Genomic DNA, 6,875 nt, shown 5'->3' with positions numbered 1-6,875 from the left:
GCGGCGCGCGTGGTCCGGACCCGCCGCCCGTGGTCCGTACGGGGGACGGCGGGCCCGTAGACTGGAGGGCTGTTGCCCTCAGTGGCCGCCGCACCCCCGCCCCACCACGCTCAGGAGCCCTCGCCCCATGCAGGCAGAACCGAAGAAACCGCAGTCCGGGGCCTCCCTGGTGGGTCAGGAGTACGAGGTCGAGGTCGGCCCCGTCGCGCACGGCGGCCACTGCGTCGCCCGTACGGAGGAGGGCCGCGTCCTCTTCGTCCGGCACACGCTGCCCGGGGAGCGCGTCCGCGCGCGTATCACCGACGGTGCCGAGGACTCCCGCTTCCTGCGCGCCGACGCCGTCGAGATCCTGGAGGCGTCCAAGGACCGCGTCGAGGCGCCCTGCCCCTTCTCGGGCCCCGACCGCTGCGGCGGCTGCGACTGGCAGCACGTGAAGCCGGGCGCCCAGCGCCGCCTCAAGGCCGATGTCCTGCGCGAGCAGCTCGAACGCCTCGCCGGGCTCACGCCCGAGCAGGCCAACTGGGACGGCACGGTCCTCCCCGCCGAGGGCGACAAGCTCCCGGCGGGCGAGGTCCCCGCCTGGCGCACCCGCGTCCAGTACGCGATCGACGAGGAGGGCCGCGCGGGCCTGCGCCGCCACCGCTCGCACGAGGTCGAACCGGTGGACCGCTGCCTCATCGCGGCGGAGGGTGTCAGCGAGCTCGGCATCGAGTCGCGCGACTGGAGCGGCATGGACACGGTCGAGGCGATCGCCGCGACCGGCTCCCAGGACCGGCAGGTCGTCCTCACCCCGCGCCCCGGCGCCCGCCTGCCCCTCGTCCAGCTCGACAGGCCCGTCTCGGTCCTGCGGGTGGACGAGAAGGACGGCGGCGTCCACCGCGTCCACGGCCGCGCCTTCGTGCGCGAGCGGGCCGACGAGCACACGTGGCGCGTCGGCAACGGCGGCTTCTGGCAGGTCCACCCGAAGGCGGCGGACACCCTGGTGCGCGCCGCGATGCAGGGCCTGACCCCGCGCAAGGGCGAGACGGCACTGGACCTGTACTGCGGCGTCGGCCTCTTCGCCGGCGCGCTCGCCGACCGCGTCGGCGAGAAGGGCGCGGTCCTCGGCATCGAGACCTCCAAGCGCGCCGTCGAGGACGCCCGCCACAACCTCGCCGACTTCCCCCGCGTCCGCGTCGAACAGGGAAAGGTCGACCAGATCCTCCCGCGCACCGGCATCACCGAGACCGACCTGATCGTCCTCGACCCCCCACGCGCCGGCGCCGGCAAGTCCACGGTCCGCCACCTCACCACCCTCACCCCCCGCCGCATCGCCTACATCGCCTGCGACCCCGCCGCCCTGTCCCGCGACCTGAAGCACTTCGCCGAGAACGGCTACCGGGTCCGGGTCCTGAGGGCGTTCGACCTCTTCCCGATGACGCAGCACTTCGAGTGCGTGGCGATCCTGGAGCCCGCTGGAAAGGGCCGCTGACCTGCGGCTTTACTCGGTGTGCGGGATGTGCGCTATGGGCGTTACGTGCGAAATCTTGACGCTCAAATGACGCTCTCCGAGGTGTCTTGACGCTCATTTGACGCTCGCTCTGATGGCGCGTCAGGTGTATCCCAGGATGATGCTGTGACCAGGGCTGAGGAACGTGCGTGGGCCGCCACGGTCCCCCCGAGGGGTAGCGCGCCTCGGATCGTCGGGTGGGTTCGCTTGTCGGCGCGTACGGTGTGTGCCACGTCTGACCGGTTACCTGCGCCGTTCGAGGAAGGTGGCGATGCCGCCGTGCCGAGCGATTCACCGTCGCCTTACAGCGAGCGTCCCGTCGCTCAAGCGCGGAGAGCGAAGGCACGGGAGTTGGTCGAGCGGCTGTCGGCCGAAGGGCGGGTTCGGTTCACGGACCCGAGTGACGACGAGGTCGCGGAGTGGCGGCGCGTCGTCAACTACGCGAAGCGGCACGGCATGGAGCCGGAAGGTCGCCGTATCGAGAAGGTTCCGTACGGTGGGCGTGGCCTGGAGTTCTTCCTTGCTCAGGGCCCGCACCCCAACGCGCGCAGCCAGCGTCCGGCGGCGAGCGGCCCGGTTCCTGTGCCCACGCGGCTGGGGCATCTTCATCCGGTTGTGGGGGCGCTGAAAGGCGACGACCAGCGCTTGGTGATGCCGTCTCCCTTGCGCCGCAGGTCACTCCTGTTGCTTCAAGGGCTCGCGGCTGAGGCGGTGCGGCGAGGCTATGAAGTGAGAGCGGTCCACTCACGGTTCTACAGGCGCGAGGGCGGAGTGGACATCGTCGTTGACGGCTTCGCCTACACCATCACCGCTAGGCAGGAGTTCCCCGAGTCCACAATTTCGGAGCGTTCCGCGCGCCTCGTAGTCGAGCTCGCGCACGGACTGACCAGGCGGTCGGGACGCTGGCGTGACCGGAAGAACAGGTCGCTTGAGCAGGCTCTGGGCGTGATCCTCGCAGAGATCGAAGAGCGTGCGGTGGAAGACGCGGAGCGCAGAGCGAACGATGAGCGTAGGCGGCGGGAGCGCGAGACGCGCTGGCGGGCAGCCGTGGAGGAGGCGAAGGAATCGGCGCGCCATGAGCAACTCGCTGCGGTGCTGCGTGATGAGGCCGGACGATGGCGTGAGGCTGCCCTCATCGGGGAGTACTGCGATGCCCTGGAGCGGCGTCTTGAAGTCCTGGAGGCGGACGGTGACCAACAGCCCACGGGATCGCAGCTTCGTTGGCTGGAGTGGGCGCGTCGGTACGCACGGGACATTGACCCGCTGCGGCAGCCTCCGGGCATGCCGACGCCACGTGAACCGTCGCCGGATGACCTGCGGCCGTACCTGAAGCGCTGGAGTGCCCACGAGCCCAAACGCCAGGCTGGACCGTAGACGCGAGGTTCGATCGCGCGGGCGCGCAGGTGGGGGAGCGCCGTATGGCTCGGCGGCGACGAGGGGCATGGCGGCCGCAGCGTGGCTGGCGCCTCACACGCGAGTGGTCACCAGGTTCCTCGCACTCTGTATAGGAGGTGGTACGTAAAGATACCCTTGCGCTGTGCCGGGTGAAGAAGAGCACGTAAAGGGCGCCGAGGCGGTGCAACGAGTCAAGCGCTGGCTCGAAGGCACCATGCGTGTGTCCCAATCCTACACCAACCTCGAGGGTGTAGGACGCGGAAGCTCACCCTGCGGTGGCCGAACGGGAACGAAAATCCCTTCTCGTACGACCTCGGCGGGGTCATGCGGGGCGGCGACTAGGACGGCCAGATGTTCTGCGCCGAGGTGAAGTGGCGGCGGAACGCGAGCGACCAAGGCCCGGCCTACAAAAGCTTCCTGGCCAAGTGCTATGTGGCGCTAAGAAGCCATCTCATTTGGGTGACTCGGTAGTCTATGAGTCATGGTGGGGCTTGTTGAGCGGCTGGTGCCGGACGAATTGTGGCAGTTGTTCCAGCGGGTGGTGCCTGAGGCGCCGTCGCGGCCGCAGGGTGGTGGTCGGCGTCGGCACGGTGACCGGGAAGTGCTGGCCGCGATCGTCTTCGTGGCCACGTCGGGTTGTACCTGGCAGCAGCTGCCTTCGGCGTCGTTCGGCCCGTCCGGAGCGACTGCCCACCGGCGGTTCTCGGAGTGGTCGAAGGCCAGGGTGTGGGCCAAGCTCCACCGCCTGGTCCTCGACGAGCTCGGTACGCGCGGGGAGCTGGACTGGTCGCGGTGCGCGATCGACTCGGTGAACATGCGGGCCTTGAAAAGGGGGACCTGACAGGTCCGAATCCTGTCGACCGGGGCAAGTACGGGTCGAAGATCCACCTGATCACCGAGCGGACCGGTCTGCCCATATCCGTCGCAATCTCCGGTGCCAACGTCCACGACAGCCAAGCCCTTATCCCGCTCGTGAAGGGCATACCGCCTATCAGCTCCCGCCGGGGCCCCCGTCGACGCCGACCCGGAAAGCTCCACGCCGACAAGGGATACGACTACCGCCACCTGCGGCAATGGCTGTCCGGACGCGGAATCCGGCATCGCATCGCCCGCAAAGGCGTCGAGACCTCGCAGCGACTCGGCCGACACCGCTGGACCATCGAACGCACCATGTCCTGGCTCGCCGGCTGCCGACGACTCCACCGACGCTACGAACGCAAAGCCGACCACTTCCTCGCCTTCACCAGCATCGCCTGCACCCTCATCTGCTACCGCAGACTCACCAAATGAGATGACTTCTTAGGTGCCGCGCGCAAGCGTGCAGCCGAGGGATGCCCTTCCGGGGCGTCACTACTGTGGCCTCATGACTGGACCTCAGGACCCGTGCTGGGAGTGGATTTCACGTCTCCGAACTCGTGCGGAGAAGCGAGAACGCCATGAGCGAGACACCAACCGGACCTGCTGTGACTCGCGGATCTGGCGTCTCAGAGAGGCGGCGCCAGGGGGCCGCCGAGCACCAAGAGCATCCCCCGCACCCGTGCACCCCCCTTTTCCGAACCCCTGACGGGGCGCGCTTCGTGCGCCGCCTGCGTGTAATCGGCGTCGACGAGGCGCGCGCAGAACGCGTCATCTCCCGGGCGGGGGAGGGCGCCCCGCCCCGTACGGGCCAGGAGCGCGCCCTGCCAGGACACACGTGGTCCGCGCTCGGCGGCCCGCGTCCAGGTGCACGAGCAACTGGTGGTGGGTGACGGGGGAGATGGTGGCGGCGTCGCGATCGACGGTGGCCGTCAGCCTGGCCTCGCACAGGATCTGCACGGACACCGAGGTGTCGGTGATCGCGGGCGCCCGGTGCAGGACGACAGGGACGTCCGCGAGGATGGCGGCGGCGTAGAGGTGCAGGGCGATGTCCTTCCTGCCCTGGATCTCGATACAGCCACGCAGCGGCGTTTCGCTGGTCTCCGCCCGGGGGTGAAGTGGCCCGCGCTGAAAGCCGGGTGGCGGCGCGGCACGGGGGCCTGGGAGATGCGGGTGGTCCCCGGTGCCGGCCCGACACCCGCTGACGGGCGCCGGGGGCCCGCCCGGCCGACGGCGGCGGCGCGAGAGGCGTCACCTCTTCTCGGGGATCGTGTCGTCAATGACGATCTCGGGCTCCGGATCGTCCGGCCCGGTGGCGGCCCTGATGCGGTCGAGCGCAGGTGCCAGCCCGTCATACACCCGCCGGGAGGCGGCCGTGTTGTTGTACTCGCCGTTCAACCTGGACGGGTGGGCGTTCTTGTCCAGCTCCTTGAGGTACGACACGAGGGCCGTGCCCGTCATGGACACGCGCGTCAGGCCGCGGCCTGACTGCGGACCGGAAGTGATCCTCGCTACCTCCGCTTTCACGGAGTTGTAAGAGCCCTTCGGCTTCGTCTCTTCCCACAGGTCCTTCGGGCAGACGATGGTGACCCGGGCGATCCCGGCGGCCTTGGTGAGGCGTTTGTCGTGACCGGGAGGTGACTGGGTGCATCCCGTGAGGGCGAGGAGGGCGAAGAAGACACCGGCGGCGGATGCGCGCCGGCGCAAGCGGGCGTGTTGCGATGTGTTCACCCGGGCATCTTCGTACAGCGATGGGCCGGGTACGCACCGTGCGCCGAGAGGGAACGGGCCCGCACCTGTTCCCGAACGTGCAGCGCAGGCCCGGCACGGGGATGCCTCGTCGGGCAGGGCCGGACCATGTGCACCCGAATGAGTGAGGTCGCGCAGGCGTCAGGCGGTGGCGGCCCCGGTGCGAGCGGCGAAATCGCGAAGCCCGGGAAGCGGTGGCCCGTCGGCGAGGAGGGCTGCGGTGATGGCGCGTACCGCAGGGCGCCGTGCGTTCTCGGGAGGGGTGCGTTCAGGGGAGCCCAGCGCGGCGAAGGTGCGGCGCCGGTGCTTGAGGTCGCTCCACGGGCGGGCGGTATCGCGGCAATAGCGGGCGACCCGCTCTGTGTTCGCGAGGCGCTGCACGCGTACTCGGCGCGCTTAGGGCGTCCGCCGGTAGGTGCTGGTAGCAAGGCAGGCACGGTCCACCCGATCATGGAGTTCTCTACGCTTCACGATCATGGGGGATCCGTGCCTGCCGTTCCATCATGCATTCTCGACCCGATCCGTGACCAGTTCCTCGCGCTCCTGCCCGTGCACGAGGACAAGCACCCCCTGGGCTGTCACAACCCCCGGATCAGCGACGCCGTTGTCTTCGACCGGCTGGTGCAGGTCCTGGTCTTCGGTTGCGGATACGAACGTGCCGCCGACGAGCACTGCTCGGCCACCACCTTGCGCAGACGCCGCGACGAGTGGATCGCTCACGGCGTGATGGAGAGCCTGCGGCTGCTCGCGCTCGCCGCATACGACCGCATGATCGGCCTCGAACTCGACCACCTGAGCGCCGACGGCTGCCTCACCAAGGCACCCAGCGGTGGTGAATGCGCCGGCAAAAGCCCCGTCGACCGCGCCAAACTCGGGCTGAAACGCTCACAGTTGACCGACGGCTCCGGCATACCCCTGATCACCGAGCCGGCACCGGCCAACACCCCCGACCACACCCTGCTGCCCACCACCCTCGACCGCTTCACCGCGCTCGAACAGGCCCTCGGACCATTGCCTGAGCATCCACGTCTCGCCCTGGACGCCGGCTACGACTACCGGATCGTCCACGATGACCTGGCAAGCCGGAAGATCGACGCCCGTATCGCCCCGCGCGGCGCGAAGACCCCGATCCAGACCGGAGGCCGGTGGGTCGTCGAGCGCACGAACTCCTGGATGAACAACTTCGGCAAACTCCGGCGCTGCACCGAACGCCGGAAAGCAGCCGTCGAGTTCTACCTCGCCCTGGCAGCCACCCTCATCACCCTCCGCAGCCTGATCCGACACGCCTGGACCCTCTACCGCTGGAACACCCGCCCTCAAAGCCCACGGATCCGATGACCTACCGGCGGACGCCCTTAGGGCCTGTCTTCAATTGATCTTGAGTGGT

The 6,875-nt window shown here is 69.2% G+C and carries 5 protein-coding genes; 4 read left to right on the top strand and 1 reads right to left on the bottom strand.

Annotated elements, in window-relative coordinates:
- The first annotated feature begins 127 nt into the window (after positions 1–127).
- From SSBG_RS05445 to SSBG_RS05430, 3 genes are all read left to right on the top strand, one after another.
- Positions 128–1,471, top strand: coding sequence for a class I SAM-dependent RNA methyltransferase (locus SSBG_RS05445; RefSeq protein WP_008745201.1), 1,344 nt, complete (start codon positions 128–130; stop codon positions 1,469–1,471).
- Between the two features lie 369 nt (positions 1,472–1,840).
- Positions 1,841–2,863, top strand: coding sequence for a hypothetical protein (locus tag SSBG_RS05440; protein WP_234010387.1), 1,023 nt, complete (start codon positions 1,841–1,843; stop codon positions 2,861–2,863).
- A 502-nt stretch (positions 2,864–3,365) separates the two neighbouring features.
- Positions 3,366–4,174 (top strand): IS5 family transposase gene (locus SSBG_RS05430; RefSeq protein ID WP_106429290.1). Its coding sequence is split into 2 segments (ribosomal slippage): positions 3,366–3,714 and positions 3,714–4,174, totalling 810 coding nucleotides; the frame shifts between segments, so codons are not numbered across the junction.
- Between the two features lie 816 nt (positions 4,175–4,990).
- Here the strand turns inward: SSBG_RS05430 and SSBG_RS05415 are convergent.
- Positions 4,991–5,470, bottom strand: coding sequence for a hypothetical protein (locus SSBG_RS05415; RefSeq protein WP_008745199.1), 480 nt, complete (start codon positions 5,468–5,470; stop codon positions 4,991–4,993).
- Positions 5,471–5,974: 504 nt separating this feature from the next.
- Here SSBG_RS05415 and SSBG_RS05410 point away from each other — a divergent pair.
- Positions 5,975–6,826, top strand: a complete 852-nt coding sequence (locus tag SSBG_RS05410) for an IS5-like element ISStsp9 family transposase (protein ID WP_008745198.1) — start codon at positions 5,975–5,977, stop codon at positions 6,824–6,826.
- Positions 6,827–6,875: the final 49 nt, after the last annotated feature.

The sequence above is a fragment of the Streptomyces sp. SPB074 genome (assembly GCF_000154905.1).
Lineage (GTDB): Bacteria > Actinomycetota > Actinomycetes > Streptomycetales > Streptomycetaceae > Streptomyces.
This window is presented reverse-complemented; position numbering and strand designations above follow the sequence as displayed.

What these genes read in the sequence shown, in the direction of transcription:
- SSBG_RS05445 (WP_008745201.1), top strand. Translation starts at nt 128, where the DNA reads ATGCAGGCAGAACCGAAGAAACCGCAGTCCGGGGCCTCCCTGGTGGGT.